The sequence below is a fragment of the Stenotrophomonas sp. YJH_SMC_16 genome, assembly GCF_059367875.1.
This window is the reverse complement of sequence record NZ_JCAFRH010000007.1, coordinates 35,974-61,014: the sequence shown is the minus strand read 5'-3', so window position 1 is coordinate 61,014 and position 25,041 is coordinate 35,974. Positions and strand designations below refer to the sequence as shown.

General features: G+C 66.9%; 29 protein-coding genes, 1 pseudogene and 1 riboswitch. Of the genes and pseudogenes, 17 read left to right on the top strand and 13 right to left on the bottom strand.

Annotated features, from left to right (window positions below; genetic code table 11):
- Window positions 1–3: 3 nt before the first annotated feature.
- The 4 genes from AC5P6E_RS15985 (at window position 4) to pnuC (ending at window position 4,641) form a co-directional block, all read left to right on the top strand.
- Complete coding sequence (locus AC5P6E_RS15985) at window positions 4–411, top strand: glycine zipper 2TM domain-containing protein (RefSeq protein ID WP_005407617.1); 408 nt, start codon at window positions 4–6, stop codon at window positions 409–411.
- A gap of 128 nt (window positions 412–539) precedes the next feature.
- The gene (locus AC5P6E_RS15980; protein WP_019338382.1) at window positions 540–1,664 is read left to right on the top strand and encodes a phosphotransferase enzyme family protein; all 1,125 of its coding nucleotides are present in this window, start codon (window positions 540–542) and stop codon (window positions 1,662–1,664) included.
- A 43-nt stretch (window positions 1,665–1,707) separates the two neighbouring features.
- A riboswitch (TPP riboswitch) is annotated at window positions 1,708–1,803 on the top strand.
- A gap of 70 nt (window positions 1,804–1,873) precedes the next feature.
- Window positions 1,874–4,063 carry a TonB-dependent receptor gene (locus AC5P6E_RS15975; RefSeq protein WP_019338381.1) on the top strand — a complete coding sequence of 730 codons (2,190 nt, stop codon included), beginning with the start codon at window positions 1,874–1,876 and terminating at the stop codon, window positions 4,061–4,063.
- Between the two features lie 8 nt (window positions 4,064–4,071).
- Complete coding sequence (gene pnuC, locus AC5P6E_RS15970) at window positions 4,072–4,641, top strand: nicotinamide riboside transporter PnuC (RefSeq protein ID WP_019338380.1); 570 nt, start codon at window positions 4,072–4,074, stop codon at window positions 4,639–4,641.
- A 106-nt stretch (window positions 4,642–4,747) separates the two neighbouring features.
- Here pnuC and AC5P6E_RS15965 read toward each other — a convergent pair whose 3' ends face one another.
- The 5 genes from AC5P6E_RS15965 to AC5P6E_RS15945 form a co-directional block, all read right to left on the bottom strand.
- The gene (locus tag AC5P6E_RS15965; protein ID WP_019338379.1) at window positions 4,748–5,167 is read right to left on the bottom strand and encodes a hypothetical protein; all 420 of its coding nucleotides are present in this window, start codon (window positions 5,165–5,167) and stop codon (window positions 4,748–4,750) included.
- A gap of 84 nt (window positions 5,168–5,251) precedes the next feature.
- A complete protein-coding gene (locus AC5P6E_RS15960; protein WP_010487139.1) occupies window positions 5,252–6,226 on the bottom strand; it encodes a Dyp-type peroxidase in 975 nt (324 codons plus the stop codon).
- Between the two features lie 121 nt (window positions 6,227–6,347).
- Window positions 6,348–6,716 carry a VOC family protein gene (locus AC5P6E_RS15955; protein WP_019338378.1) on the bottom strand — a complete coding sequence of 123 codons (369 nt, stop codon included), beginning with the start codon at window positions 6,714–6,716 and terminating at the stop codon, window positions 6,348–6,350.
- Between the two features lie 68 nt (window positions 6,717–6,784).
- Window positions 6,785–7,552 carry a helix-turn-helix transcriptional regulator gene (locus tag AC5P6E_RS15950; RefSeq protein WP_010487141.1) on the bottom strand — a complete coding sequence of 256 codons (768 nt, stop codon included), beginning with the start codon at window positions 7,550–7,552 and terminating at the stop codon, window positions 6,785–6,787.
- A gap of 123 nt (window positions 7,553–7,675) precedes the next feature.
- Window positions 7,676–8,251: an OmpO family porin gene (locus AC5P6E_RS15945; RefSeq protein ID WP_004134798.1), complete on the bottom strand. Its 576-nt coding sequence runs from the start codon at window positions 8,249–8,251 to the stop codon at window positions 7,676–7,678.
- A 206-nt stretch (window positions 8,252–8,457) separates the two neighbouring features.
- On the opposite strand from AC5P6E_RS15945, the gene AC5P6E_RS15940 reads away from it, so the two are divergent.
- The 3 genes from AC5P6E_RS15940 to AC5P6E_RS15930 all read left to right on the top strand — a co-directional run bounded on the left by AC5P6E_RS15940 (window position 8,458) and on the right by AC5P6E_RS15930 (window position 10,737).
- A complete protein-coding gene (locus AC5P6E_RS15940; RefSeq protein ID WP_019338377.1) occupies window positions 8,458–9,408 on the top strand; it encodes a DUF2268 domain-containing putative Zn-dependent protease in 951 nt (316 codons plus the stop codon).
- 212 nt (window positions 9,409–9,620) lie between these two features.
- Window positions 9,621–9,893, top strand: coding sequence for a hypothetical protein (locus tag AC5P6E_RS15935; protein WP_010487149.1), 273 nt, complete (start codon window positions 9,621–9,623; stop codon window positions 9,891–9,893).
- 157 nt (window positions 9,894–10,050) lie between these two features.
- Window positions 10,051–10,737, top strand: a complete 687-nt coding sequence (locus tag AC5P6E_RS15930) for a L,D-transpeptidase family protein (protein WP_019338376.1) — start codon at window positions 10,051–10,053, stop codon at window positions 10,735–10,737.
- 23 nt (window positions 10,738–10,760) lie between these two features.
- On the opposite strand, the gene arsH is transcribed toward AC5P6E_RS15930, so the two are convergent.
- Window positions 10,761–11,489: an arsenical resistance protein ArsH gene (arsH, locus tag AC5P6E_RS15925; RefSeq protein WP_019338375.1), complete on the bottom strand. Its 729-nt coding sequence runs from the start codon at window positions 11,487–11,489 to the stop codon at window positions 10,761–10,763.
- Between the two features lie 17 nt (window positions 11,490–11,506).
- Here arsH and AC5P6E_RS15920 point away from each other — a divergent pair, with 17 nt between their 5' ends.
- The 5 genes and pseudogenes from AC5P6E_RS15920 to AC5P6E_RS15900 all read left to right on the top strand — a co-directional run bounded on the left by AC5P6E_RS15920 (window position 11,507) and on the right by AC5P6E_RS15900 (window position 14,707).
- Window positions 11,507–11,836 (top strand): metalloregulator ArsR/SmtB family transcription factor, encoded by a 330-nt coding sequence (locus AC5P6E_RS15920; protein ID WP_019338374.1) that lies wholly within the window; start codon window positions 11,507–11,509, stop codon window positions 11,834–11,836.
- Between the two features lies 1 nt (window position 11,837).
- Window positions 11,838–12,257 (top strand): annotated as a pseudogene (arsN2, locus tag AC5P6E_RS15915) (arsenic resistance N-acetyltransferase ArsN2); the annotation flags it as partial.
- A 36-nt stretch (window positions 12,258–12,293) separates the two neighbouring features.
- Entirely contained in the window at window positions 12,294–12,797 is a 504-nt protein-coding gene (locus AC5P6E_RS15910; RefSeq protein ID WP_029550843.1) for an arsenate reductase/protein-tyrosine-phosphatase family protein, read from the top strand.
- Window positions 12,798–12,810: 13 nt separating this feature from the next.
- Window positions 12,811–13,842 carry an ACR3 family arsenite efflux transporter gene (gene arsB / locus AC5P6E_RS15905; RefSeq protein ID WP_019338372.1) on the top strand — a complete coding sequence of 344 codons (1,032 nt, stop codon included), beginning with the start codon at window positions 12,811–12,813 and terminating at the stop codon, window positions 13,840–13,842.
- Window positions 13,843–14,332: 490 nt separating this feature from the next.
- Window positions 14,333–14,707 carry a hypothetical protein gene (locus tag AC5P6E_RS15900; protein ID WP_019338371.1) on the top strand — a complete coding sequence of 125 codons (375 nt, stop codon included), beginning with the start codon at window positions 14,333–14,335 and terminating at the stop codon, window positions 14,705–14,707.
- Between the two features lie 60 nt (window positions 14,708–14,767).
- On the opposite strand, the gene AC5P6E_RS15895 is transcribed toward AC5P6E_RS15900, so the two are convergent.
- Window positions 14,768–15,442: an Ivy family c-type lysozyme inhibitor gene (locus AC5P6E_RS15895; protein ID WP_019338210.1), complete on the bottom strand. Its 675-nt coding sequence runs from the start codon at window positions 15,440–15,442 to the stop codon at window positions 14,768–14,770.
- A gap of 135 nt (window positions 15,443–15,577) precedes the next feature.
- On the opposite strand from AC5P6E_RS15895, the gene AC5P6E_RS15890 reads away from it, so the two are divergent.
- Window positions 15,578–16,030, top strand: a complete 453-nt coding sequence (locus tag AC5P6E_RS15890; protein ID WP_010487164.1) for a YybH family protein — start codon at window positions 15,578–15,580, stop codon at window positions 16,028–16,030.
- Between the two features lie 142 nt (window positions 16,031–16,172).
- Here the strand turns inward: AC5P6E_RS15890 and AC5P6E_RS15885 are convergent, their stop codons facing one another.
- From AC5P6E_RS15885 to AC5P6E_RS15865, 5 genes are all read right to left on the bottom strand, one after another.
- Complete coding sequence (locus tag AC5P6E_RS15885; RefSeq protein ID WP_010487166.1) at window positions 16,173–17,198, bottom strand: NAD(P)H-dependent glycerol-3-phosphate dehydrogenase; 1,026 nt, start codon at window positions 17,196–17,198, stop codon at window positions 16,173–16,175.
- A gap of 20 nt (window positions 17,199–17,218) precedes the next feature.
- Window positions 17,219–17,737, bottom strand: coding sequence for a protein-export chaperone SecB (secB, locus tag AC5P6E_RS15880; protein WP_004153553.1), 519 nt, complete (start codon window positions 17,735–17,737; stop codon window positions 17,219–17,221).
- 99 nt (window positions 17,738–17,836) lie between these two features.
- A complete protein-coding gene (locus AC5P6E_RS15875; protein WP_004153552.1) occupies window positions 17,837–18,274 on the bottom strand; it encodes a rhodanese-like domain-containing protein in 438 nt (145 codons plus the stop codon).
- A 57-nt stretch (window positions 18,275–18,331) separates the two neighbouring features.
- On the bottom strand, window positions 18,332–18,757 hold the full coding sequence (locus AC5P6E_RS15870) for a hypothetical protein (RefSeq protein ID WP_019338209.1): 426 nt from the start codon (window positions 18,755–18,757) through the stop codon (window positions 18,332–18,334).
- A gap of 32 nt (window positions 18,758–18,789) precedes the next feature.
- Window positions 18,790–19,257, bottom strand: a complete 468-nt coding sequence (locus AC5P6E_RS15865) for a YiiD C-terminal domain-containing protein (RefSeq protein WP_005407593.1) — start codon at window positions 19,255–19,257, stop codon at window positions 18,790–18,792.
- A gap of 35 nt (window positions 19,258–19,292) precedes the next feature.
- On the opposite strand from AC5P6E_RS15865, the gene AC5P6E_RS15860 reads away from it, so the two are divergent.
- From AC5P6E_RS15860 to AC5P6E_RS15850, 3 genes are all read left to right on the top strand, one after another.
- On the top strand, window positions 19,293–20,102 hold the full coding sequence (locus AC5P6E_RS15860) for a uroporphyrinogen-III synthase (protein ID WP_019338208.1): 810 nt from the start codon (window positions 19,293–19,295) through the stop codon (window positions 20,100–20,102).
- A 104-nt stretch (window positions 20,103–20,206) separates the two neighbouring features.
- Window positions 20,207–21,184: a uroporphyrinogen-III C-methyltransferase gene (locus AC5P6E_RS15855; RefSeq protein ID WP_019338207.1), complete on the top strand. Its 978-nt coding sequence runs from the start codon at window positions 20,207–20,209 to the stop codon at window positions 21,182–21,184.
- 6 nt (window positions 21,185–21,190) lie between these two features.
- Complete coding sequence (locus tag AC5P6E_RS15850; protein WP_019338206.1) at window positions 21,191–22,486, top strand: heme biosynthesis HemY N-terminal domain-containing protein; 1,296 nt, start codon at window positions 21,191–21,193, stop codon at window positions 22,484–22,486.
- 131 nt (window positions 22,487–22,617) lie between these two features.
- Here AC5P6E_RS15850 and AC5P6E_RS15845 read toward each other — a convergent pair whose 3' ends face one another.
- Entirely contained in the window at window positions 22,618–23,913 is a 1,296-nt protein-coding gene (locus AC5P6E_RS15845; protein ID WP_029550824.1) for an acetyl-CoA C-acetyltransferase, read from the bottom strand.
- A 93-nt stretch (window positions 23,914–24,006) separates the two neighbouring features.
- On the opposite strand from AC5P6E_RS15845, the gene AC5P6E_RS15840 reads away from it, so the two are divergent.
- Window positions 24,007–24,894, top strand: coding sequence for a hypothetical protein (locus AC5P6E_RS15840; protein WP_019338204.1), 888 nt, complete (start codon window positions 24,007–24,009; stop codon window positions 24,892–24,894).
- Window positions 24,895–25,041: the final 147 nt, after the last annotated feature.

Sequence of the window (25,041 nt, the reverse complement as noted above, 5' to 3'; positions counted from 1 at the left end):
TACATGCTCAGTACTTCCGCACTCAGCTTCCGTGGTCTGGCGATGGCTCTGGCACTGGTGGCCGGTGTGGCCGTGGTCAGCGATGCCAGCGCGATGTCGAGGAAGGACAAGCGCACCCTGGTCGGCGCCGTGGTCGGTGGCGTGGCCGGCAACCTGCTCTCCAACGGCGATCCTGCCGCCACCGTGGGCGGCGCCGTGGCCGGCGGGGCGATCGGCAACCTGACGACCTCCGACCGCCGCGACCGTCGTTACTACGACAATCGCCGTTACGACGACCGTTACGATCGCCGTTACGACCGTGGCTACTACCGCAGCGGCTACTACGACCGTGGCAACGATCGTCGCTGGCAGCGCGAGCGCTACTACGACAACCGCTACTACCACGACCGCGGCCGCCATCGCGGCTGGTAAGAAGCGCGGCAGCATCACCGCAGCTGATGCACGGACGGGCGGGTCGATGACCCGCCCGTTTGCGTTGGCCGCGTGCATGGCGTTGAATGCGCAGCCTTGGATGTGACTTTCCCCACCGGGGCTGCGGCATGAATTCTTCTTCCCACCGCGTGCAGGGCCTCAACAACGACGAGGTCGCTGCCGACTGGCCACCGATCAGCGCGGCGGACATCGCGTGGCTGCGCCGGCGTTACCCGCAGCTGGGCGAGCACAGCCAACCGCGCTGGCACAGCCCCCGACCGCTGTCGGCCGCCGCCATCGTCGACGGCGTGGACGGCGCGCTGTTCATCAAGCGCCACCACCACAGCGTGCGCAGTGCGGCCTGCCTGGAAGAAGAACACCACTTCATCGCCCATCTCGCCGCCGCCGGCGTGCCGGTAGTACAGGTGCTGCCGGCCACCGATGGCCACACTGCCGTCGAGCATGGCGAATGGACCTTCGAGCTGCATGCGGTTGGCGTCGGTGAGGACCTGTATCGCGACGCGGTGTCGTGGTCGCTGCTGACCGATATCGCGCAGGCCCGTGAAGCCGGACGCGCACTCGCACAGCTGCACCGTGCCGCAGCCAGCTACCACGCGCCCCAGCGCAGCACGCATGTGCTGGTCGCGCGCGACGATCTGATCCGCGCCGACGATCCGATCGCGGCCGTCAAGGCAGGGCTGCACGAGCGCCCCGGGCTGGCCCGCTATCTCGCGCGCATTCCGTGGGAAGCGCAGCTGCAGCGTGACGTGTTGCCGTGGCATGCCGGCCTGGCCAGGCGCCTGCGCGACGAGCCGCGGCTGTGGGCCCACAACGACTGGCATGTTTCCAACCTGCTGTGGCGCGATGGGCAGATCAGCACCGTGCTGGATTTCGGCCTGGCCTCGCCCACCAGCGCACTGTTCGACCTCGCCACCGCGATCGAGCGCAACGCGGTGGCGTGGCTGGAGCTGGAGCGCGGCATGGAGGCGGTGCGCATCGATATCGCGCTGGCCCTGCTCGACGGCTACCGCCAGGTACTGCCGCTGTCGGCGGCACGCGTGCACCTGCTGGCCGACCTGCTGCCGATGGTCCATTTCGACTTCGCACTGTCCGAAGTGGAGTACTTCGAAGGTGTCACCGGCTCGACCGCGAATGCCGACGTGGCGTGGCAGCCCTTCATGCTGGGGCACCCGGCGTGGTTCCACAGCGCGCCGGGACAGGCACTGCTGCAGGCCCTGCACGCGGCAGCCTGAAGGGCGCCGGCTCGCAAATCCGTACCATTTGTAGTGAAATGGTCACCTGAAGCGGGGGTGCCTGGATCTGCCAGGCTGAGAGAGTCCCTTGGAACCTGATCCGGTTTGCACCGGCGTAGGGAGCTTTGAGCCGCAGCCACACCCCCGTCATGGGCCGGTGCACCTGCGCGCCGTCGCTTCGTCTCCCTTGTTGTCCGAAGACGAATCGAATGAACCGCTGCCTGCGCCCCACCCTGCTCTCCCTCGCCCTCTGCGCCGCGCTGCCGCTGCATGCCCGCGAGGCCGAGGCGTCCCCTGATGTGGCTGCCACCGGCGCCGAACGCTCGCCGACCGAACTGGCAGCGGTGCGCGTGCAGGCCGGCAAACCGAAGGCCGATACCTCACGCGTGAACGCCTTCGGTGGCGGCAGCTGGAAGGACACGCCGGCCTCGGTGAACGTGCTCGAGCGCGACTACCTCGATCGCCGCCAGGTGCGTTCGCTGTCCGAGCTGGCCAGCAACGATGCCTCGCTGGGTGATGCGTATGCGCCGGTGGGCTACTACCAGAACATCGCCATCCGTGGCTTCGCGCTGGACGCCGCCACCGGCTACCGCTTCAACGGCCTGTCCATCGCCGGCGAACAGCGCCTGGCGCTGGAGAACGTGCAGTCGGTGGAGATCCTCAAGGGTGAAGCCGGCCTGGCCGCAGGCGTGATGGCGCCCGGCGGCATCATCAACTACATCGGCAAGCGCCCGGCCGAAGTGCGCACCGCCACGCTCGGTACCGATTCGGAAGGCTCGCGCTACGTCGCCGTCGATGTCGGCCACTGGATCACCCCGCGCTTCGGCCTGCGCCTGAATGCCGCGTGGGATTCCAGCAATTCCTATGTCGAGCACGCCGATGGCCGCCGCAATTTCTACTCGCTGGCGGCCGACTGGCTGATCGGCGAACGCGGCAAGCTGGAAGTGGATGCCAACTACCAGACCAGCTCGCAGCGTTCGGTGTCCGGCTACCAGCTGCTGGGCGCGCGTGACCTGCCGCGCGGCGTCGACCGCGAGCACCTGCTCGGCTACCAGCCGTGGCAGCGCCCGGTGGATATCGCCAGCACCAACATCACCGCACTGCACACCTACGACTTCAATGACGCTTGGCAGTCGCGCGTGTCGGTCGGCCACAGCCGGTCGGTGATCGACGACAACGTCGCCTTCGCCTACGGCTGCTACTACGCCACGCAATGCGCCGATGGCACCGTGCCGGGCAACTACTTCGCGCCCAATGGCGACTACGACGTCTACGACTACCGCAGCCCGGGCGACACCCGCCGCAACCAGCAGGCCCGTACCGAGCTGCGCGGCCGTTTCGAGACCGGCAGCGTCGGCCATGAGCTGACCCTCGGTGCCGACTACTTCCGCCGCACCGTGGACAAGCGCCCCAGCGTCAACGAGTACGTCGGCACCACCAACATCCACGAGGCACCGGTGCCGGTGTTCGAGCCGTCGCCGAAGATGCCCGGCCCGTCCGCACGTCGCCTGGACAGCCGCCAGACCGCCTTCTTCGCGCTGGACCGGATCAGCTTCGGTGACGACTGGCAGTGGCTGGCCGGTGGCCGCTTCGTGCGCCTCGACGAGCGCGCCTACGACAAGCGCGGCACCCCGCAGCGCCACAGCCGCCTGTCGCGCTTCCTGCCGCAGACCGCGCTGGTGTGGAAGGCCACCGACCAGCTCAACGCCTATGCCAGTTACGTGCGCGGCATTTCGCTGGGCCAGGAAGCGCCGTTCTGGACCAGCAATGCCGACACCTTCCTGCCGTCGGTGCAGTCGCGCCAGCTGGAAGTGGGCGTGAAGTACGTACCGGTCGAGGCGTTGACCCTGGGTGCGGCCGTGTTCCGCATTTCGCAGCCGTACCAGTACGCCAGGCCGGACAACAGCGACGTGGGCTACACCTTCGTCGAGGAAGGCACCCAGACCCACACCGGCCTGGAGCTGACCGCCAACGGCCAGCTGACCGATGCATTGCAGATCGTGGCCAGTGCCAGCGTGCTGCAGGCGCGTGCGCGCGACACCGGCACGCCGGCTTATGAAGGCCATCAGCTGGTGAATGTGCCGAAGGTGCGGGCCAGCGTGCATGTGGCCTATGCGCTGCCGTTCGTGCAGGGCCTGGATGTCACTGGCGGCTGGCGTTATGCCGGTGCCAACGTCGCACGTGCCGACGGCGGCGTGCGCGCACCGGACTACTCGGTGTTCGACGCTGGTCTGCGCTTCCAGCATCGCCTGCACGAGCGTGCGGTGACCTGGAACCTGTCGGTGGACAACGTGTTCAACCGCTTCTACTGGCGCGATACCGGCAGCAGCGGCGGTGACTACTACCTGTTCCCCGGCGCACCGCGACAGGCCCGCCTGTCGGTGACGTTCGCGCTGTGAGCGGCGTGATGCTCGAGTGGACCGCCGCACTGTGCAGCATCCTTGGCGTCTGGCTGATGGCCCGGCGCCGGCTGGTGGCGTGGCCGGTGGGCCTGCTGTCGGTGACGCTGTACGGGCTGGTATTCGCCGAGGCCAAGCTGTACTCGGACACCCTGCTGCAGGTCGCCTTCGGTGGCTTCCTGGTCTACGGCTGGCTCAACTGGCGGCAGCATGCCGCCGATGAGGGCAGCATCCGCATCGTGCCGCTGGCGCGCGGCAAGCTGCTGCGCGACCTGGCCATCGGCCTGTGTGGTGGCGTGGCGCTGGGTGCGGCCATGCATACCTTCACCGATGCCGCACTGCCCTGGCTGGACGCGATGCTGACCGCGCTGAGCCTGGTCGGCCAGTGGTGGCAGGCACGCCGCCACGTGGCCTGCTGGTGGGTGTGGATCGCGGTGGACGTGGTCTATGTGGGTGCGTACCTGTTCAAGTCGCTGCACGTGACCGCCGCGCTGTACGTGTTCTTCCTCGGCCTGGCCGTGTTCGGCCTGCGCGCATGGAGCGCGGCCGCGCGTGAACCGCAGGTGGCAACGCAGTAGAGCCACGCCATGCGTGGCTGGGGGCCACCGGTAGTCGCCAACCTTGGTTGGCGTGCCTGCCGACCAAAGTCGGCATCTACCAGGCATATCCACGCATGGCGTGAATCTACTTCGGCTCCAGCACCAGCCCCAGCCGCAGCGGCTGGCGCATGTCGGCCGGTGGCGCCGCCTGCAGCGGCGCTGCCTGCAGGGTCGCGCGCAGGTCTGCATCAACCTGGGCATCGCCCAGGCTGTCAAATTCCAGCTTCGAGATGCGGCCATCCGCCGCGATCCACACGCTCACCGGCAGCGGCGTCGGTGCGTCCGGATGTGCCTGCAGCCATTCCAGCACGCGCTGCGCCTGCGGGTCCTGCTCCTGCTGCAGGCGCTGCTGCAGTTGGCCCCCCACGGCGGCGGCATAGGCCATCCAGTGTGCAGGAGCTTCCTGCGCGGACACCGCGGCGCACCCCAGTGCCAGCGCACCGAACAACGCGGCCAGCGGCCGCCACCAGCGGCGTGCGCCGGTTGTGTTCCTTGCCATGGCCATCACCTGCTCCTGCACTCGCATCCAACAGCAGATGGTCGGGGCGGTAGATGACAGGCAGATGGCGGTCGCCGCTGCCCGGCGCGATCAATCGCCCAGATCGGCCAGCACTTTGCGCGAGGGCGCGAAGAAGGTCACGCCGGTGGTGGCGGTGGAGAAATCGAGGATGCGGTCGTGCAGCGGCGCGGGATTGCCGATGAACATGCGCTCGAGCATCTTCTCGATCACCCACAGGCGGCGGGTGTAACCAATGAAATAGGTGCCGTACTCGCCACGGCCCGGGTTGGCGAACGGCATGTTGTCGCGCAGGATCTCGTGCTCGCCGTCGGCGTCTTCAATGGTGCACAGGGTCTTGTGCGACTTCTGCGCATCCGCCGGCGCATCATCCAGCTCGATGTTGTCGTGCTTGGTGCGGCCGATGATCGCTTCCTGCGCCTCGGTCTTCTGTGCGCGCCAGGCATCAAGGTTGTGCAGGTACTTCTGCACCACCACATAGCTGCCACCGGCATGTTCGGGATCTTCTTCGCCCACGATGGTGGCTTCCGGCAGCGACAGCCCTTCCGGATTGGCGGTGCCATCGACGAAATCGAGCAGATCGCGGCCATCGAAATAACGGAAGCCGGCCACGTCATCGACCGTCTCCACCGCATCGCCGAAGGCCATCAGCAGGTTGCGCTCGAACGCCACGATCAGGTCCATGGTGCGTGCGCGGATGTGATACAGCAGGTCGCCGGGCGTGGACACGGCGGTGTGGGTCGCGCCCTTGATCTCGCGGAACGGCTGCAGCTCACGCGGCGGCGTGGTGCCCACCAGCGGCTTCCACACGCGGTGACCAATGGCCACGTTGCAGGTGAAGGTGCGCTCGATCTCGCGGATGGCGGTGTTCTTGATCAGGTCATCGGTGCTGGCCAGGACCTCGCGTGCCTTCGCGATCGACGCCTCGTCGTCCTTCACCTTCAGCACCAGGAACGCCGCCGAATGGGTCAGTGGCGCAGTGATCTGCTGCGGCTCGTTGTCGAGCGTGTGGTTGAGGGCGGTGATCGGTGCGGGCTGGGAGTTCACGGCGGTTCCTGCTGGCTTGAGGCGGGCGCATCGCGTGGCGATGTGCGGGCGATCATAGCGGAACCACCTGACCGGGGACGGAGCGGTTCTCGTTCCGTCCACCAGCGAAGGTACGAAGACCTCAATCCACATCACTCCAGACCGCCAACTCGTAGCCATCCAGATCGCGGAACTGGAAGCGGCGGCCACCGGGGAACGCGAACACCGCCTGCACCACCTCGCCCCCAGCGGCAGTCACACGCTGCTGTGCATCGGCCAGGTCCGCGCAGTAGAGGATCACCAGCGGCCCGCCGTGGGCACGCACCGGCGCGTCGGCCACGAAGCCGCCTTTCAGGCGGCCATCGTCGAACTCGGTATAGGCCGGCCCGTAGTCGGTGAACTGCCAACCGAACACCTCGCCATAGAAGCGCTTGCTGCGGGCGATGTCGGCGACGTTGAATTCAATGTTGTCGATGCGGCATTCGGCATCGTGGGGTGCGACGTGGCTCATGGCGTGGCTCCGTGGTGGGAGCCCCAGCTTCAATCAACGTGGCATCGCGGTCTTGAACGAAACGGCCATCATTGGCCCCACTCCAGACGCAGTTCGCGTGCGGTCATGCCACCCAGCTCACGCGCCTCGCGACTGAGATGGGCCTGGTCGGCATAGCCGGCCTCGGCGGCCAGCATCGCCAGCGAGTGCTGCGGCAGCGCGCGGCTGTGGCGAAGAAAACGTTGCAGGCGCAGGATCCGCTCCAGCGTCTTGGTGCCGTAGCCGAACTGCGACTGGCTGAAGCGCCGCAGGCTGCGCGGACTCAGGCTCAGGCGTGCCGCCAGCGTATCCAGCGTGGCGTCACCAATGGCGAGCGCCTGGAACAGGGCATGTGCACGCTGCGCCGGGGTATCGAGCGCGGACGCACCCATATGCTGTTGCAGGCAGTGCGCCATCCGCTGCAGGCGCTGTGCAGGCGCGGTGTCACCAATGGAGGCCGCCGCCTTGCTCGCCCACGCGCCCTTCAGATCGGCCAGTGGCACGGCCTGGCCGATGATCTCGGCCAGGGGCAGGCCCAGCGCGGCCAATGCCTGGCCGGGACGGAAGCGTGCCCCCAGCACCTGCGCACCGGGTGCCAGCGCCGGGTGCGCGGCCACGCGGTCCGGGCCGACCACGAACAACGCACCGTCGCGCCAGAGGATATCCACGCAACCATCGGGCAGTACGGTGATGTGCCCATCGGCATCGTCAGGAAGCTGGCTCTGCCACAGCTGACCAAAGTGGCCGCGCAGCGGCGCAGGCGCCGGATGCTCCTGGTAGGCCGTGCCAGTACCTGCGAGGGGGGAAGAGTCGCCCATGCCGCATTGTCGCGCTACAGGGCCCATAAAAGTGAAGCCCGGCGCGAGGCCGGGCTTCGGTTGGCGTGTGGGAGAGAGAGAGAGTCACACGCCAGCACAACACGCACTAACGACAGGCGTTTGTTACCAGGTGAAGCGCGGGCCCACGAACCACTCGCGGTCGCCAGCCTTGGCCAGCTTCACTTCGCCGCTCAGGCCCCAGTTCTGGTTGAACTTGGCGGTGGCGCCGACACGGCCGTAGAACTCGCCGTCCGGGTTGTAACCGTGCTTCTTGCTGAAATCTTCGTAGCCGGCCATCACGTAGCCTTCCACGTACGGGTTGAACGCGGTGCGCACGCCCACTTCAGTGGAGTAGCCGTTGAAGTCCAGGCCGCGCTTCTCGTCGTACTTCTGGTACGCAACACGGGCCACCAGATCGGTGTTCGGTGCGATGCCGTAGTTGTAGCCGACACCCAGGCGCCACTGGTCGACGTCATTCTTGAACTTGTCGGTTTCCTGGGCGCTGTAGTCGCCAAAGACGTGGAAGTTCGGGTGCACCGCAACGGAACCCTTCACCTTCCAGCCATCGGCGTCGCCGCCCTTGGCATCGGTGTTCACGTAGCCGCCTTCAACGTAGTTGTACGACAGGCCATCGGTTGCCGATGCAGCGAACGGCAGGGCAGCCAGAAGACCCAGGGCAAGCAGCGAATTCTTGTTCATCGGGACACACCTTTAATTATTTTGGTTTCGTCGACCGCCTCCCGGGAGGGGGAGAGAAAGGAGGCGGTCGACAGGTGTGAATTATCCGTTAGGGGGTCTAATCAACCCTGAATATTGAACTGACTGGTGTATAAATAAGGCTGGCGTTCAGGGAACTCTGCATGGCACTGCTGCCGGCTTCTTATACGCACCACGCTCGATGCTTGATGTGGGCACTGATCCTGATCGCCTCGCCGGTCGCGCTGCTGCAGGCACAGGCGGCTGAGCGCATCGTTTCTGCCGGGCACATCGTCGTGCAGACAGACGATGTCACGCGCTTCTTCAAGGTGATGGACGCCAACCAAGGGCGCCCAAGCGCCGATGAACTGCAACACGGCTATCTTGATGCGGGTACGGATGCCCTGCGCAGCTTCACCGACAGCCGTATCGGCTCGATGGAGCGGCTGGCCAGTGCCATCCAGGACAAGCCGGCATTGTTTGCGAAAGCGAGAACCTGCGCGACAGCATTGCCATCGATCCGCACGCGCGTCGCCGCTGCCGTCGATCAGCTGGGCGCCTTGTTGCCGTCTGCGCGCTTTCCCCCGGTCACCGTACTGGTGGGCCGCGGCAACAGTGGTGGCGTGACCACCGAAGCAGGCGTGGTCATCGGCCTGGAAGCGCTGTGCAACGCCGACTGGATGCAGGCCGATGTGAGTGACCGCTTCGTGCATCTGATCGCCCATGAGTATGTGCACGTGCAACAGCCTGGTGCACGCGTGGAGTTCGAGCAGCCCACCCTGCTCTATCAGACGCTGCTGGAAGGCGGCGCCGAGTACGTGGCCGAACGGATCTCCGGGCAACCGGCCAATGCGCATCTGCAGCGTTGGATGCAGGGTCGTGAGTGTGCGCTGGAGCGCGCGTTCCTGCAGGACAGCATGGGCACCGATCTTTCGAGGTGGCTGTACAACGGCCCCGGCGACGATGCGCGCCGTGGAGATCTCGGCTACTGGATCGGCTACCGCATTGCCCATGCCTACGTTGCGCGCGCGCCGGACACGCGCAACGCCATCGCCGAACTGCTGAATGTCCAGCCTGGAAACGCTGCAGCGCTGCTGGAAGCAAGTGGATGGCAACCTGCGTGCGGAGCAGGCGAAAGCGCGCAGGCGCAGATACCGTGATGCAGGCTTCATGCTGGTGAATGGGTGATATTGAACAGGCACAAGGCGCTTGGCCGGCGCAGATCAGCTCGCCTGATCCCGCTTGTTAAGGTTTGTTGATTTACAGGCCTTCACAGCCCATCCACGTACTCAAATTCCAGCTGAAAGCGCTTGGTAGCGACGGGAACAAACGCCGCTATATTCCAGCTTCCCCAGACGAAGGAGGGAGTGCAATGAACCTGAACCCGCAACACATGAAGACGGCCCGCGCACTTGCTGTAGCGCTCATCGCCACCGTCAGCCTTGGCGCCTGCGCCTCTTACAAGAACGAGTTTGCAACCATCAACTCGCGTCTCGATCAGCTCGACGTCAAGGTGCAGGGTGCTGCGCAGAGTGCGGAATCCGCCAACCAGTCCGCACAGCAGGCCAACCAGCGTCTGGACCAGATCGAAGGCCGCGTGCAGCAGCTTGAAAGGGCACCGGCCGGCCGCAAGCCGCGCGGGTAATCGCTCCCTCACTGCTTGAATTGATCCATCTCTGTATCGGGAACCAGTGGCCTTCGCCGGCCACTGGCGTCCTTCCACCCAAGACTGCATTGCAAGGAGCCGTCTCATTCGTACCTACTCCTCCCCTGCACGCCGCGCCCTCCATGCCGCACTGGCCATGGCACTGGTCGTTGCGTGCAGCGGCGTAGCCAACGCCAGGGACAAGGACGCACCTGCACCACCGGTAGCCGCCATTGATGAACTTCCGGCTGACCAGAGCGTGTCCGAAACGGTGATCGAGCTGGCCGGCTGGGTCGTCGCCAGCAAGGACAACCAGGGCTATCCGTTTGCAGTCATGGACAAGGCGGCGGCGCAGGTTCTGATCTTCAGCGGTGACGGCAAGCTGCGTGGCGCGGCACCGGCGCTGTTCGGTTCGGCTATCGGCGATCATTCCGCACCCGGCGTCGCCAAGCTGGCACTGAGCGCGATTCCCGGCCACGACCGCACCACGCCGGCCGGCCGCTTCATCGGTGGCTACGGCCCCTCCGACGATGCCGGGCGCGTGCTGTGGGTGGATTACGATTCCGCGGTTTCAATGCACCCGCTGCCGCCGGGCAGCCCGAAGGAAAAGCGTGCCGAACGACTGGCATCGCCCACGCCGGACGACAACCGCGTCACCCACGGTTGCATCAATGTCTCGCCCGCGTTCTACGGGCAGATCGTGCAGCCCATGTTCGAGAAGGGCGGCGTGTTCTACATCCTGCCGGACAAGGATTCGATCGCGAAGACCTTCCCGGAGTTCGCGCAGAGCCGCGGGGATGCGAAGGACGAAGATGAGAAGGGCGCGCGGCGCGCAAGCAAGTAATACGCTCGTCGGCAGATTGGAATTCAGGAAGCCGTAGCCCCTGCAGCCCGCGCCAATGCAGCGGCGTGCGCGTCGCCCTTCCGCTCGCTGTAGCGGTCCACCAGGTAGTCCGACCGGCCTCGCGTCAGCAGCGTGAACTTCACCAACTCTTCCATCACATCCACCACCCGGTCGTAGTACGGCGAGGGCCTCATGCGCCCCTCGTCATCGAATTCCTGCCAGGCCTTGGCCACCGACGACTGGTTGGGGATGGTCAGCATGCGCATCCAACGTCCCAGTACGCGCAGCGTGTTGACCGTGTTGAACGACTGCGAGCCGCCGCTCACCTGCATCACCGCCAGCGTCCTGCCCTGCGTGGGCCGCACGCTGCCATCTTCCAGCGGCAACCAGTCGATCTGGTTCTTGAACACGCCGGTGACCGTGCCATGCCGCTCGGGGCTGACCCAGACCTGGCCTTCCGACCACTGCGACCACGCACGCAACCGCTGCACTTCGGGGTGGCTCGTGTCCACGCTGTCCAGCATGGGCAGCGCATGCGGATCGAACATGCGGGTTTCGCACCCCAGGTGGCGCAGCAATCGCTCGGCTTCCAGCGCCAGCTTGCGGCTGAACGACTGCGGCCGCAGCGAGCCGTAGAGCAGGAGGATGCGTGGTGGCCCCAGATCTGCGGCGGCAAGCTGGCGGTGATCGGGCTGGGGCAATGACGATTCCACCAGATTGGGCAGGTCAGGGCTTGTGATTGGCTTATTCATTCGATTATTCTAGAAATATGGAAACGTTAAATGCAATCACCGCCCTCACTGCGCTCGGTCATGCCACCCGCCTGGCTGCCTTCCGCCTGCTGGTGGAGGCTGGCCCGGCAGGGCGCATGGCAGGCGACATCGCCACGGCCCTGCGCGTGCCGCCGGCCACGCTCAGCTTCCACCTGAAGGAGCTGGTGCAGGCCGGGCTGGTGGAGAGCGAAAGCCAGGGCCGCCATGTCTGCTATCGGGCCAACTTCGATGCCATGAACGGCTTGATCGAGTACCTGACGCACAACTGCTGCGCGGGCTCGCCGGACGAGCGGTGCGCGGTGAGCGAACCGGCATGCAGGTGCTGAGATGAAGCCAGACCCCGTGATTCGTGCCGGCACACGCGACGACCTGTCCTCCATCCGGGACCTTCTGCAGCAGGCGCAGTTGCCCGTGGCCGATCTGGAAAGCAGCAAGGTCGTGTTTTTCGTCGCAGACCTCGACGGCGTCCCCGTGGGCGCCGTTGGATTGCAGGTTTTCGGCGCCTCGGCGCTGCTCCGCTCCCTGGTGGTGTCTGATGACCGACGCGGCACCGGCCTTGGACGCGCATTGCTGGCAACGGCCGAAGAGATGGCCCGCCGTATGCAGGTCAGGGAACTGGTGCTGCTGACAACATCGGCAGGCACGTGGTTCGCGCGGCACGGCTATGCCGGATGTGATCGCGCGCAGATAGCGGAGGCGATCCGCAGATCTGCCGAGTTCACTCGTCTCTGCCCGGCCAGCGCGCTTTGCATGTCCAAGCCACTCACTGACCATGGAAGCCACATGACCCGCAATGTCCTCTTCCTCTGTACCGGCAACAGCGCCCGCAGCGTGCTTGCTGAAGCCACCCTGCGCGCCTGGGGCGGCGATCGCTTCAGCGCATTCAGTGCGGGCAGCCAGCCCACTGGCCAGATCAACCCCTTCGCGCTGGCCCAGTTGCAGGCCGAAGGCATGCCGATCGATGGGCTGCACAGCAAATCGTGGGATGAGTTCGTGGACGCGGCCCCGATGGACCTGGTCATCACCGTATGCGATTCGGCGGCCGCCGAAGCTTGCCCAGTGGTGTTCGGTGACTTCATCCGCAGCCACTGGGGCCTGCCCGATCCGGCGGCCGTCGCGGGTAGCGATGCCGACAAGGCCGCAGCATTCGCGCAGGCCCATGCCATCGTGAAGCTGCGACTGCGTGCATTGCTCGCGCTGCCCGAATCGTTGTGGTCCGACCGCACGGCGCTGCAGCACGCGCTGGACCGGATCGGCCGGCTGCTGCCGACCGACGGCGCGCATTGACGGTGCCACTGCCATGAGCCTGTTCGAGCGACACCTGACGCTGTGGGTTGTGCTGTGCATTGCGATGGGCACGCTGCTGGGCCATGTCCTGCCCGATGCCTTCGCGGTGCTGGCCTCCGCCGAAGTGGCCAAGGTCAACCTGCCGGTTGCACTGCTGATCTGGCTGATGATCATCCCGATGCTGCTGAAGGTCGACTTCACTGCGATGCGCCAGTTGCAGCAGCACTGGAAGGGCATCGGCGTAACGCTGTTCATCAACTGGGCGGTCAAGCCATTCTCGATGGCACTGCTGGGCTGGCTGTTCCTGCGCCACGCCTTCGCCGACTGGTTGCCCGCAGCACAGATCGACAGCTACATCGCCGGGCTGATCCTGCTGGCGGCCGCGCCCTGCACCGCCATGGTGTTCGTGTGGAGCAACCTGTGCCGTGGCGATGCCAACTTCACCCTGAGCCAGGTGGCGTTGAACGACGCGATCATGGTGGTGGCCTACGCGCCGGTGGTTGCACTGCTGCTGGGCCTGTCGGCGATCACCGTGCCGTGGGATACGTTGCTGCTGTCGGTGGGCCTCTACATCGTGGTGCCGGTGCTGGTGGCGGCGTTGCTGCGGCGCTGGATTCTGATGCGTCGTGGCGAGGCAGCGTTGCAGCGGGTGCTTCGCAAGCTGGCGCCCGTCTCGCTGTGCGCGCTGCTGCTCACACTGGTGCTGCTGTTCGGCTTCCAGGGCCGACAGATCGTGGAGCAGCCGCTGGTGATCGCACTGATTGCGGTGCCGATCCTGATCCAGGTCTATTTCACTTCCGGCCTGGCTTACCTGCTCAATCGTCGCCTGGGCGTGGCGCATTGCGTGGCCGGCCCTTCGGCGTTGATTGGTGCCAGCAATTTCTTCGAACTGGCGGTAGCCACCGCGGTGGGACTGTTCGGCGTGCATTCGGGGGCTGCGCTGGCGACGGTGGTGGGTGTACTGATCGAGGTGCCGGTCATGTTGTCTGTGGTGCGGATCGTGAACCGTACTCAAGCCTGGTACGAGAGACGCGAAGAGCACTGACACACCGGAGTGCGCCGAAGTCGATTTACGTTCTTCGCCCCGCACTGTCGTCATCGGCCTGGTGGAGTGCCCGTACGCCACGTCATCAACTTCGACCCATGTCGCATATTCCCCATGCCGCTACGGACGTTGCGGCGCCTGCGTCTGCGACGGCTTAACAGCATGCAAAAATGCCAAAAGCGTCTTTGATCCAGCGTTGAATGCAACTCTTCTGATTGGCGTTGCGCAGCGACGGCGGTACAGATGGTGGGCCGCCGGAAAATGGGTGGCCGGGCCTCGAAAACCCGTTAGATCACGAACGTTGTTTGCGCTTGCCAGCCGGCGTCACCCCGCGTGGCGCCGGCTGGCATTCCGTCTGCCGGCTATGGCGGGCGGAGCGTGGAGGCCTTGCGCCTGCCGGTCTTGTTCGTGATCTCCCGGTTTTCGAGCCACGTCTCCGCCCGCCACCTCTATGTGGCGGTTACCGTCTGTCCTGCACGGAGCCCTTGCCATGAGCACACCCGAATCCTCCCGCCTGCGCGCGCAGTATGTGCCCGCCAACGCGGACGCGCCCTCGGAAGCACCGCACCCGCACGATCCGCACGGTTTCATCGCCACGCTCGACCGCATCGGCAAGGGCGCGGCCGCCGACGGCCAGCCCTGGCCCGAACGTCATCAGATGCCAGGGCGCCGCATGGCGCTGGCCGACGCGGACTGTGCGTTGGCCGGGCTGCGCGTGGCGCTGGAAATGCTGCTGGCTGCCGAGCGCGTGCGCCAGAACGGACCCGACGAGGAGTACGTGGGCGACCGCGTGATGGAGGGCCTGATGATGGCCAGCCTGTCGCTGGCCGCACAGGTCAGCGCGCGCATGCGGCCGGAAGGGTAATACGGGGAACAACGCTCACTGCAGCGCCGGGCACGGCCCGGCGCTGCAGAGCGCGCCACATCACTCGCAGAGCACGCTGTCTTCCTTCAACGCGGCATCCTGCAGTGGCTGGCGCTGTTCGATCTGCGCACGCTGTTCCGCCGTCGGCTCGCCCAGCCACCACACACGGCAGCGCGCGGTAAGACGGCCGACCAGCTTCGACTGATCGGGCGAGTACAACATCGCCAACGCGGTGCCGGGGCAATCGTGGGCCTGGCAGGCGGTGTAGAACCACCACGGCTCGCCCTGCAGCACCAGCAGCTCGCCAGGGCCACTGGGTCCGCTCAACAGGCGCTTGCGCAGCGACGGAATGTCCTTGTCGCTGGATTCGGCGTCCTGCGTGCCCTTCATCAGCGCATCGAACGCGGCCAGCACCTTCGGGTCCTTGCGGCCGCAGTCATCCACGGTGTTGCCGCCCACCAGAGTAAAGAAGTGGGTCGCCAGCGGATTGTCCGCGCAGGTCAGTTCGCCGCCGGCGGCCGGGTCTTCCGGCTCGCCTTCGTTGTCCCACACCGCAGGGTCCACGCCTTCTTCGATGGACGGTTCCTTCTCGACCACGGTGGCCGTGGCGGCCGGTGCTTCGGTGGTCGGCGCTGGCGCCGCAGCAGGTGCAGTCCCGCCAGTCTTCTCCGGTGCCTGTCCGCAGGCTGCCAACAGCGCGGCCATCATCGCCATCCCTGTGATTCGCATCTTCATTCCGTGTCCTTGTCTGATCTGCGCTGCATCCGCCGAATCTGCGGCCGCGTGATTCTAACCAGCACCGCGCTAGGATGCGTTCGCAGCTTCCCGTCATCGCCTGGAGCCGGACGCATGCGCCGTAGACCACTCGCCATGATCTTCTGCAGTGCCCTGCTGCTGGCAACGCCGGCAATTTCCCACGATGCAGAAGGCACGACGTCTGCGCGCCTGCCCGATACCCCCCTGCCCGCACCGCTGGATCGCGTACTGCGCGATTACGAGCAGGCGTGGCGCACCGGTGATGCCAAGGCACTGGCTGCACTGTTCGCCGAAGATGGCTTTGTGCTGCAGAGCAACCAGCCGCCGGTGCGCGGCCGCAGCGCGATCGAGGCCGCGTATGCCGGCCAGGGCAGCAGCCCGTTGCGGTTGCGTGCGCTAGCCTACGCCGTGGAAGAAAACACGGGTTACATCATCGGTGCCTACAGTTACGGCAACAACGTGGGCGATACCGGCAAGTTCACGCTCACGCTGAAGCGTGAGGGGGATGGGCCGTGGGTGATCTTCTCGGACATGGACAACAGCAACGCGCGGCCGCGCGCGCGGTGATGAATGCCGCCGGGCATGGCCCGGCGCTACCGGGCACCAACCAAGGTTGGCAGCTACCAGAAGCGGGTTCCGTCCTAGATCCACGCTATGCGTGGATGGGGCGCGCACAAAAAACCCCGGCACTGGGCCGGGGTTTTTCGATTCACTTGAACAGCGTGTCCGGGTATTCCGGTTTCTGTTCCCGCGCCAGCAGTGCGCGCAGGCCTTCTTCCGGCGTCTGCTCGCCGTGCAGCACGGCGCGCACGCGGTCGGAAATCGGCAGGTCGATGCCATGGCGGCGTGCCTGTCGCATCACTTCGTCGGCGGTCTGCACCGACTCGACCACCTGGCCGATTTCGCGCACGGCATCCTGCAGCGTCTGGCCACGGCCCAGGGCCAGGCCCAGGCGGCGGTTGCGCGACAGGTCGCCGGTGCAGGTCAGCACCAGATCGCCCAGGCCAGCCAGGCCCATCAGCGTTTCCGGCTTGGCGCCGATGGCAGCGGCCAGGCGCAGCATCTCGTTGAGGCCACGCGTGATCAGGCCGGCACGAGCGTTCAGGCCCAACTGCATGCCATCGGCCACGCCGGTGGCAACGGCCAGCACGTTCTTCATCGCACCGCCCAGCTCGGCACCGACCATGTCGTCGCCGGTGTAGGCGCGGAACGCTGGGCCATGCATCGCTTCGGCCACCGTCTGCGCGAACTCGGGCACGTCGCCGTGCACGGTGATCGCGGTCGGCAGGCCCTGGGTCACTTCCTTGGCGAACGACGGGCCGGTGACCACGGCCAGCGGCACGTCCTCACCCAGCACTTCGCGCGCTACTTCATGCAGGAAGCGGCCCGAACCGGGCTCGAAGCCCTTGGTGGCCCAGGCCACACCGGCACCGGCCGGGCGCAGCGGCGCCAGCGCACGCACGGTTTCACCGAAGGCGTGCGACGGGGTCACCACCAGGATCCAGGCCGCGCCCTCCACCGCCGACGCCAGGTCGGTGGTGGCACGCAGGCTGTCCGGCAGCGGGATGCCCGGCAGGTAACGCGGGTTCTCGTGGCGCTGGTCGATGGCTTCGACCACGGCAGCGTCGCGCCCCCACAGCACGGTCGGGTGACCGTGCCGTGCGAGCAGGCTGGCCAGTGCGGTTCCCCAGGAACCGGCGCCAAGCACGGCGATCTTGTCAGCGGGAGTGCTCATCCGTGACGTCGCGGCAGGAATCAGGCGTTGCCAGCCGGCTCGGAGTCAGCCAGCGACGGTGCGTCGCCCTGCTCCTGGCGCTGGCGCAGGGTTTCTGCGTACAGGCCTTCGAAGTTGATCGGCTGCAGGAAGAACGGCGGGAAGCCGCCGGCCTGGATCAGGTCGCTGACCAGCTGGCGCACGTACGGGAACAGGATGTTCGGGCACTGGGTGCCGAGCAGCACGTCGATCGACTGCGGGTCCAGGCCGACCAGGCCGAACACGCCGGCCTGCTTCACTTCGGCCACGTAGGCGGTGCGCTCACCGGCCTGGCAGGTCAGGGTCACGGCCAGCACGACTTCGAAGGCGTTCTCACCCAGGCGCTGCACCTGCTGGTTCAGGTTCAGCTGCAGCTCCGGCTGCACCTGGTCATTGAAGATGGTCGGAGCGTTCGGCGACTCGAAGGAGACGTCCTTGACGTAGATCTTCTCGACGGTGAAAGCGGGGCCGGTGGCGGCATCGACCGGCGCAGCGGCGCCGTTGGTGATCTCTTCGGACATTTCCAGTAACTCCAATGAATGCAATGAAAACGATGGTCGAACTACTGCGATGGGGGCGGGATCAGGCCCATACAAGGCCGGATCCGCCACCTGCGGCAATCAGTTGCGGCCCTTGACCAGCGGCAGCTCGGCCTGCTGCCAGGCGGGAATGCCGCCGTCGAGCACGTAGACCTTCTCGAAACCGGCCTTCTTCAGCGCCTTGGCGGCGGTTTCCGATGCGTTGCCGCTGCGGCACACCAGCACCACCGGCGACTGCTTGGCGTTGGCCACCAGCTTGTTGTCCGGGCCGAAGGCACTGGCCTGGGCGTTGCGGCTGCCGGCAATGTGGCCCTTCTCGAAGTCACCGCTGGCCGACAGGTCGACCACCACCGTGCCGCCCGCGTTCATCAGCTGGGTCAGTTCGGCGGGCTTGATGCCCTTGAAGCCCCGGAACAGGCGGCGGATCTCGGTGACGATGATGGCCACGGTCAGGCCGACCAGGGCCGCGGACAGCATCGGGTTTCGGCCTGCAAAGGCCAGCAACTCTTCGTAATTCACTCAGGTCACGGGTCGATTAAGCGGGCGCCGATTGTCGCACAAGCCGGACGCGGCCCGTCACTGCCCCTTCCACAGGTCCGGCAGGCCGGCCGTCTGCCACCAGCGCTTGGCCTCGGCATCCCAGCGCCAGCGCTCGACCACCACCACGGTGCGTTCGGCCTGGGTGTTCTGGTTGATCACCCCGATTTCGACCCGGCGCTCGACCAGGCCCCCGTCCAGCGAGGCGCTGCTGCGCTCACGGTAGGACGACACGCGCAGCTGCGCGTAGCGGTTGAGCTCGAACTCGGTGGGCGGCTTTTCCTTGCGCAGCTTGGGGTCCAGATAGCCGATCGCATCGTCCATGCTGCCCCAGCGGATGGTGGCGCCGTAGGCGATCTGGGTCTCTTCCAGCAGCTTGCGCTGCTTGCGGCTGAGGTCGTCGGCCGAAGCCACGGCGCTGACCAGCAGCAGGGAACACATCAGGAACTGGATGAGGCGGCGCATCGGTGGTTTCCCCAGAACGTCAGCCTGCCATCCTACCCTTTGGCGAAGGCAACGAAGCGACCGCTGAACTCGGCGGCAGGCTTGCCATCGGCACCGGGCTGGGTGGCGATGATGCTGATGCGGGCTTTGCGGCGCTGCCGGAAGGTGTTCAGGAAAGCGTCCCAGCCGGTGGCTTCGGCCGCTTCGGCGTGGGCGTGCAGGTCTTCGTAGACCGGCGCCAGGTAGCGCAGGTTGCTGTCGGCCACGTAGACCTCGGCATCGTGGCCGGCCAGGCGCAGGCGCAGGCTGACCAGGGCCCAGCCCGACAGGGTCAGCACCGAGGCCAGGCTGCCACCGAAGGCGTTGCCCTTGTCGTTGACGTTGGCGGCCAGCGGCGCGGTGATGCGCAGCACGCCATCGGCATAGCCGTCGAGCTGGATCTGCATGGCGCGTACCGCCGGCATGCAGTCCAGCACGTCCTGCAGGGCGGCCAGCGAGGAAGTCAGAGCATCAACGGACATCGGAGCAGAGACCACGACAACGAAGGGCCCGCATAATGCAGGCAATGGCCGACCATACGATACCCACTGGCGCCGCCGGTTCCGAGCCGGGCTGGACCTTCATTTCGCTGCGACCGCAAGGCCAGAATTCCGCGCTGCGCCGCGCCGTTGCTGGGCTGGGCGGGCATGTGGTGGCCCTGCCGCCCTGGCGTCTGCAGCGCCTGAACGGCACGCCAGTGGTACGTCAGCTGCAACGCACGCTGAACTGCGATCGGGTGGTGTTTACCAGCCCGGCCGCCGTTACTGCGGCCGCCACCCTGCTGCCACTGGCCGAAGCACAACGCAGCCCGTGGCTGACCGTGGGCGAAGGCACCGCGCGCGCGCTGCGGGCGCAGGGCGTCGCCGAGGTGCATGCACCGCAGCGGATGGACAGCGAGGGGCTGCTGGCGCTGCCGGTGCTGGCCAACGTACAGGGCCTGTGCATCGGCCTGGTCACCGCCCCTGGCGGGCGCGGCCTGATTGCCGCGCAACTGCAGGCGGCGGGCGCCACGATCGAACGCGCCGACGTCTACCAGCGCCGATTGCTGCGCCTGCCGCCCCGCACATTGGCTCGATTGGCGCATTCAGCGCAGCCGTGGGTGCTGGCGGTCAGCAGTGGTGAGGCGTTGCTGCATTTCTGGCAGCAGCTTCCGCCGGCATTGCAGCAACGCTTTCAGGCGCTGGCCACCGTGGTCGTGGCCAGCGAACGGCTCGGCGAACAGGCGCACGCATTGGGGCTGCAACGCGTGGTGCGCGCGGCCGGGCCCACCACGGCACAACTGGTGGCCGCTGCACACGCCACGCTCACCGTCCCGGCAGCGACCTGAACAGGGACGTGGGTCACGCTTGCCGCTGTGGTCGGCAACAGTGATGCTGTGCACAACGCGGCCTGCCGGAACCTGACCGGCGACGTTGCCGACAAGGAAGCCCCATGAACGAGACTCCGCCCGTTTCCCCGCCCCGTCGACCTGTGCGCTGGCTGTTGCCGCTGGCCGGGGTGGTCGTGCTTGGCGTGGGCGGCTATGCCGGCTGGTACGTCTGGCAACAGCAACAGCACGAACAGGAAGCGCAGGCACAGACCACGGCCGTGCAGCTGCAGGGCCTGCAGGCGACGCTGGATGCATTGCGCCGCGACCAGCGCGCGACCAGCCAGCGCCTGCAGGATGCGGCGACCACCAACCGCGTGCTGCGCGACGAGATGCTGGGCCTTTCGCAGCGCAGTGCATTGCTGGAAGAGAACCTGGCCAAGCTGGCCGACAGCGCCAACCAGGGCCGCCAGGCGGTACAGCGCGATGAGGCCGAGCTGCTGTTGACCCAGGCGGCACAGCGACTGAACTACGCCGACGACGTGGAAGGCGCACGCCGCCTGTATGCACAGGCCGCCACCGCGTTGGCCGATCTGCCCGACAGCGACGGCCTGAATCTGCGCCAGGCCCTGGTGCAGGAGCGCGATGCACTGGATTCCCTTGGTGCCGGCCCGCGCGCGCAATCGCTGCAGCGCCTGGATAGCCTGGCCAAAGCCCTGCAGGGCCTGCCCTCGCAGGTAACAGGCGACAGCGCGCCCGGCGTCGGCAAGACCTGGTGGCAGGCCACGCTGGCCCCGTTCGTGGACATCAGCCCCAGCCGCCAGAACGGTCCGCTGACCGCCGCCGAGCGCCGCAATGCAGACGATGCACTGCAGCTGGAACTGACCCTGGCGCGCGCCGCGATCGAACGTGGCGACCGCACCGGCCGCGATACTGCGCTGGCACGCGTGGAGCATTGGGCGCAACGGCGCTGGCCGGATTCACCGGCCCTGCGCGCGCAACGTGCTGAACTGAAGGCCTTGCGCGAGCTTCCGCTGCAGGCCAGCAACGCTGTTCTTGGCAGCACCCTGCAGCAGCTGCGTACCCAGACCGACCGGAGGTAATCCCACATGAAACCCCTGCAATCCCTGGTCGTGCTGTTGCTGGCCGTGGCCATCGGCGTGGTTGCCGCGCAATGGCTCGGCGCCGATGACCTCAACCGCTTCGGCGAAGTGACCCTGCGCTACGGCGGCTACGACTACCACAGCAACCTGCCCAAGGTGGCGCTGCTGTCGGTGATCGCGGTGCTGGTACTGTGGCTGCTGTGGAGCCTGATCGCTGCACCGTTCCGCGCCTGGGGCCGCTACCGCCGCAAGCAGGGCCGGGTGCGCCTGATCGACGGCCTGCAGGCCTATGAGCACGGCCAGTGGCAGCGTGCCGAGAAGCTGCTGGACGGCGCCGCCAAGGATCCGGAAGTGAGCGCGGTGGCGCTGGCCAACGCCGTGCGCAGTGCGCAGGCGCGTGCCGACGGCCCCGCCGGTGAAGCGCTGCTGCAGCGCCTGGGCGAAAGCGATGCCACCCTGCAGGCGCTGCTGCGCGCCGAACAGCTGCTGGCGCGCGATCTGCCGGTGGATGCAATCAACGCATTGGACGTGGCGGCGATCCAGCCGCTGCCGCCGCGCGGCCTGTGGCTGCGCACCGAAGCACTGGCACAGGCCGGCCGCGCCCACGAGGCGTATGGCCAGCTGGGTGCACTGCGCCAGAGCAAGGTGCTGCCGGCCGACGCCAACAGCGAACTGGAAGCACGCCTGGCCGCACAGGCGCTGCTGGAAGCGGCCGACGTCAACGCGCTGGCCGCGCAGTGGGAAGCCACGCCGAAGGCGCTGCGCCCCACCCCGGACGTGGTCGGCGCGTATGCCAGCCGCGCGGTAGCCCTGAACTGGGACGAGCCGGCGCTGCTGGCGCTGGAACAGGCCCTGGACCATCGCTGGGACGACGAACTGGTGGCGCTGTATGGCCGCCTGCCGGCCGAGCGCCTGGCCACCCGCCAGAGCAACCTGGCGCGCTGGCGCAACGTGCATGACGAGTCGGCCGCGCTGCGCCTGGCACAGGGCCGCGTGGCCCTGGCCCAGCAGCAGTGGGATGCCGCCGATGCGTTCCTGCATGAGGCCATCGCCGCCGGCGCTGGTGCTCCTGCGTGGGAAGCACTGGGTGAGCTGTTCGCGCAGCGTGGCGAGCACGCGCTGGCCGCGCAATGCCTGGCCAATGCGCTGCGACTGCAGCGCGGCGAGGACAGCGTGGAGCTGGTGCGCGGCATTGAAGCACCTGCACGGGCCACGGTGGAAGAGCAGCCCATCACGGTGCAGCCGCCGGTGTATGACGCCAACGAAGAGCGCGACGAATTCGGTAATCCGCGGTTGCCGTAAGCATGGCTGAGGTGTGCCGACCAACGGTCGGCACCCACCGGAGCCACCAACGAAAACGCCGCCCATTGGGCGGCGTTTTCATGTGTGGAACCCGGTAGTCGCCAACCTTGGTTGGCGTGCGGTCGCAACAATCAGCGTTCGACGATCGCCACCACGCCCATGCCGCCGGCGGTGCAGATCGACACCAGCGCGCGGCCGCCGCCGCGTTCGGCCAGCTGCTTGGCGGCCGTAGCAATCACGCGGGCGCCGGTGGCAGCGAACGGGTGGCCGGTGGCCAGCGACGAACCCAGCAGGTTGATCTTGTCCGGGTCGATGCGGCCCATCGGTGCATCCAGGCCCAGGCGGTTGCGGCAGTAATCCTCGCTCTCCCACGCACGCAGGGTGCACAGCACCTGCGCGGCGAAGGCTTCGTGGATCTCGTAGATGTCGAAGTCCTGCAGGGTCAGGCCATTGCGCTTGAGCATCTCCGGCACAGCCACGGTCGGTGCCATCAGCAGGCCTTCACCATGCACGAAATCAACGGCCGAGACGTGGGCATCACGCAGGTACGCCTGCGGTTCGTGGCCGTGTGCGCGGGCCCATTCCTCGCTGGCCAGCAGCACCGCGGCAGCGCCATCGGTGAGCGGGGTGGAATTGGCTGCGGTCAGGGTGCCGCGGCCGGAGACCTTGTCGAAGGCCGGCTTCAGCGTGGCGAGCTTTTCCAGCGAGGTATCCGGGCGCAGGATGTTGTCGCGCTCGACGCCACGGAACGGTGCGATCAGGTCGTTGAAGAAGCCACGCTCATAGGCGGCAGCCAGCTTCTTGTGCGACGACACCGCCCACTCGTCCTGCGAGTCGCGCGAGATGTTCCATTCCTTGGCCATGTCCTCGCAATGGTCACCCATGCTCTTGCCGGTGCGCGGCTCGGCCACGCCCGGGAACTCGGGCTTCAGTTCGGAGAACTTGAAGCCGGCGGTGAGCGCACGGATCTTGTCGCCGGTGCTCTTGGCACGGTTGGCGGCCAGCAGGCGCGCGCGCAGCTTCTTGCCGTAGACGATCGGCACGTCGGAGGTGGTGTCCGAACCACCGCCGATGCCCGATTCGATCTGGCCCAGCGCGATCTTGTTGGCGACGGTGATGATGCTGTCCAGCGAGGTGCCGCAGGCGCGCTGCAGGGTGATGCCCGGGGTCAGCGGCGACAGGCCGGAGGACAGCGTGGCTTCGCGGCCCAGGTTCCAGTCGCTGGAGTGCTTGATCACCGCACCCATCGCCACTTCACCCAGCTGCTGGCCGTGCAGGCCGAAACGTTCGACCAGCGCGCCCAGCGTACGGACCGACATGCCGAGGTTGCCGACATCCGAATACGCGGTGTTCTGGCGGCAGAACGGAATGCGGACGCCACCGAGGATGGCGACGGGACGAGCGTTGGGCATGGAGATACCTGGCATGGATGAGGGTGTCTGCAACATGGCCTGCACGGCGGAGCAGGCATAATGGAGCCAAGTGTAGCTGCCGCCCTGTGATGGGCCAACCGTGGAACCATGAGCAAACCCGACCCCGCGATGAATGCCCTTGGCGTGCTGGCCCTGGAACTGGCCGGCGGCGAAATCCCCCGCCAGGCGGTACTCAGCGCCGAACAGGCCGGTGAACTGGCCGATCGCGTCGGCCGCGACCTGTCCAAGCTGGTGCCGCAGGTGGCCGAGCTGGACCTGGTGTTCGCCGCCGCCCATTTCGACCCGGCCGAAGTGCTGCGCCCGGGCTGGCCGATCCATCGCCGGCTGGAAGAACTGCAGATGCGTGCGCCGGGCCGCAACCAGGGCCCGCGCCTGCTGGCGTTCGGTACCGACGCCCAGGGTGACGTGCCGCTGCCGTTCCAGGCCGATGCCAGCCTGGTGGGTGGTGGCCTGCGTGTGGTGCCGTTCCTGCTGGCCGGCAGTGACGTGGCCACCACCAATGCGGTGGCCGAGGCGCTGGAAGATACGCTGCTGGCCAACGGCATGGCGCATGCCGACACCGCGTTGATGGCGCAGAACACCTTTGGTGCCCGCATCGAGCACGCACGCTACTTCACCGTGAACGATCTGGCCGCGATGATGTCGATGCAGTACGACAACCAGGGCCTGGCCGCGCTGTGGCCGCTGATCGAGACGGCGATCATGGCGCCGGGTGAGGACGAATGGCTCAACGCCGCACCCGAGCCGCTGCTGCGTTACACCCACGGCGAGGCACGCATGGCGCTGTTCGACCCGGCCGGCTGGTGCGCGCACTACAACCACGGCAACAACGACTGCGACCGCCTGAAGGGCATCTACGAGCAGTTCCTGATGCGCCAGCGGCAGATGGCCGCGGTGCTGGAAGCGCACGGCGTGCCGGTGCTGTTCGTGCACTGCGAGGCCGGGCAGGACGCGCGCGAGCTGCTGGCGCGCTGATCTGCGGATGCGCGCCGCCGGGCATGGCCCGGCGCTACCGTGCAATTGCGTTTCGCCGGGGCGCGACCGCCGTGCGTATTGCTGTAGAGCCGAGCCCATGCTCGGCTCAGGCCGCCGGAAGCACAGCCGAGCATGGGCTCGGCTCTA